General features: G+C 69.9%; 2 protein-coding genes and 1 pseudogene. 2 read left to right on the forward strand and 1 reads right to left on the reverse strand.

What is annotated here, in order from left to right:
• Positions 1-330: 330 nt before the first annotated feature.
• Positions 331-1680: a DUF1254 domain-containing protein gene (locus tag IE249_RS12700; RefSeq protein ID WP_189704877.1), complete on the forward strand. Its 1350-nt coding sequence runs from the start codon at positions 331-333 to the stop codon at positions 1678-1680.
• A 108-nt stretch (positions 1681-1788) separates the two neighbouring features.
• Positions 1789-2462: pseudogene (locus IE249_RS12705) on the forward strand (CBS domain-containing protein).
• Between the two features lie 200 nt (positions 2463-2662).
• On the opposite strand, the gene IE249_RS12710 reads toward IE249_RS12705, so the two are convergent.
• On the reverse strand, positions 2663-2865 hold a 203-nt coding region (locus tag IE249_RS12710), incomplete at its 5' end, for an acyl carrier protein (protein WP_189704878.1).

Genomic DNA, 2865 nt, shown 5'->3' on the forward strand with positions numbered 1-2865 from the left:
GAAGTCGCCCGCAAAGCCGAGGGCGTTGTGAGACACCCGAGGGGCCAGGTTCTCCCAGGCTGCGTCGATCAGCACGGCGGGGGAGAATGGTCGCTGGGAGGCGGACTCGCGCGGTCGGCGCGCGAAGTCCATGTCTGCGATGCTGTCGAGCGAAGTGATGCTGACATGGCCGAGCGATCACACACACCTTCCTGGCGGCGGATTCCCGAAGACGTGGCCGGCGCAGCCGTCACCGTCGCGCGGGCCGCCGGGCGCGCAGCGCTTCACCCCAGGTCCACGATCGATCACGTACGCCACCTGCCCGGAATGGTGCCCGCGGTTGGGCAGGCGGTGAAGCCGATCCTTACCGGGCGTATCGACGACTGGCGCGGCGAGTACGCCTACACACTCGGTGAGCAGGCGTTCGTCTACGGGTTCCCGTACATCTACAGCGCCCAGCTGAGGCACGCCTGGGTCACACAGCGACGAAACCCGTCAACGGTCCCCTACGCGCCCGTCAACCACTTCTGGCACGCCGAGCGGTTGCTGGACGCCACTTACCGCGACGGCGGGTGTCCCAACAATGACACGCTCTATTCAGCGGCCTGGGTGAACCTCGGGGACGAGCCGGTCATCCTCTCACATCCGGACATGGGCGATCGCTACTTCGCCTTCGAACTCGTCGGGATCACCTCCGACAACTTCGACTACGTCGGTCAGCGCACCACGGGGTCCGGTGCGGGCAGCTTCGCCCTCCTCGGCCCGGGCTGGAAGGGAAAGCTTCCCGCCGGAGTGCGGCGTGTGAAGGAGGCTCCCAGCCCCTGGGTGCTCGTTCTCGGTCGTACCCTCGTCAGCGGCCCGGACGACGTGCCACGCGTCCGGGCACTCCAGGAGCAGTACCGGCTCGTCCCGCTCAGCCTGTACGGCAAGCCGGACGCGGAGGTCCCCGAAAGCCGTGACGTGCTGACGCCGATCCCGGCGGCGGAGGACCCTCTGGGACCGTGGAAGACGCTGAACGCGATGCTGGCCGAGAATCCCCCGCCGTCTCATCACGAGGTCCTCCTCAAGCAGTTCGCCCAGATCGGCGTGGGACCCGGCCTCGATGTCGAAGCACAGCCCGACGCGGTCAGGCAGAGTCTTGTCCGGGCCGCTGCCGTTGGCGCGCCCATGCTCAAGCAGCAGACCCTCAGCGGCGACTGGGCCCACCTCGTCAACGGCTGGCGCTACCCGCCCCCGCAGATGGGGCGCTTCGGCGACGACTTCCTCAAGCGCGCCGCCGACCAGTCGCTGCTCGGCGTCGCTGCCAACGACCCGGCCGAAGCGGTCTACTTGGTCAATTTCGAGGACGCCGACGGCGACAAGCTGGCCCCAGGCGGCCGGTACCGACTGCGCTTCGCGCTCGACGCGCTGCCGCCGGTCGACGCCTTGTGGTCGCTGACCGCTTACCGGGAGGACATGAACCTCATTCCCAACCCGGCCGAGCGCTACTCGATCGGCGACCGCAGCACGGGGCTGCGGTGGGACGAGGACGGCGGACTGACCATCCACCTGCAAAGTGACCGACCCGGCCAGGACGAGGAGGCCAACTGGCTGCCCACCGCTGAGGACGGCACCTGGTTCGTGGTCCTGCGCATGTACCGGCCGCACCCCGAGGTGATGGACGCCAGCTGGGAGTGCCCTCCGCTGACGCGCGTTGCCTGACGTTCCACGCCGGCCGAGCCACCACCATCCGGCCTGCCACCCAGGCCGCGCGCTCGCACGGCCCCGGACGGGTGGCGTACGAGGCGAATCCCGCATCCGGGAGGCGACATGCATCACCGAACGGTCGAGGAGCTCATGACGCGCGACGTCGTCCGGGCACGGCGTGACACGCCGTTCAAGGAGCTCGTCAGGCTGCTGGAGGAGAACGACGTCACCGCCGTACCCGTGGTGGACGAGCTGGAGCGTCCCCTCGGTGTGGTGTCCGAGGCCGACCTGCTCCGCAAGAGTGCCGATCAGGCCGATCCGTCGGGCCGGATCCCGGTGGCACACCTGGAGGCCTGGGAGCGGGCGAAGAGCGAGGGCTCCCGGGCCGAGGAGATCATGTCCGCCCCGGCGGTGTGCGCGCGGCCGGAGGGACCGTTGTCGAGGCCGCCCGTCTCATGGAGACCCAGCACGTCAAGCGGCTGCCCGTGGTGGACGAGGCGGAACGGCTCCTGGGCATCGTCAGCCGCGGCGACCTGCTGCGGATCTTCCTGCGCAGGGACGAGGCCATCCGCGAGGAAATCACCGAGGATCTCCTGCGGCGCACTCTGGGGCTCGACGCCCGGGACGTGACCGCGGAGGTACGGGGCGGTCAGGTCACTCTCGCGGGCGCGGTCAAGTACAGGAGTCTCATTCCCGTCGTGGAGCAGTTGTGCCGCCGCGTCGACGGCGTGGTGTCGGTCTCCGGCAACCTCATCTATCGCACGGATGACGTCCGGCCCGCGGCCGACTGCGGTTGAACGGGCCGGTGGCGGGCGAGTCCGCGGGCGTGCCCCGTGCGGTCGGGAGCACGGCACCCCCGCCGGACTCGTCGACGTCAGCGCCGGCTTACTGTTCCCCGAGAGGGGTGCCGCGGCCGACTGCGCGGCGCGTGAAGCGTGGCCGGCCGGCCTGCGGCCGCAACGGACCGACGGCGACGGACGCCGGTACGACGCCGTCGTCATGCGGGGGAGGTGCCGGTCGCCTCCCTGGACCGGCCGACCAGGAACCGTGTGGCATCGGCCAGCGTGGTCAGCTCCGGGTAGTCCTCCTCGTCGATACGGATTCCCGTGCGCTCGGACAGCGACTCCACCAGGCTGAGGAAGTCGAGGGAGTCCAGTTCGAGCACGTCGCGGAACCTGTCGTCCGGCCCGACCCCGGTGA

Origin of the sequence: Streptomyces anandii JCM 4720 (assembly GCF_014650655.1) — a bacterium.
Lineage (GTDB): Bacteria > Actinomycetota > Actinomycetes > Streptomycetales > Streptomycetaceae > Streptomyces > Streptomyces anandii.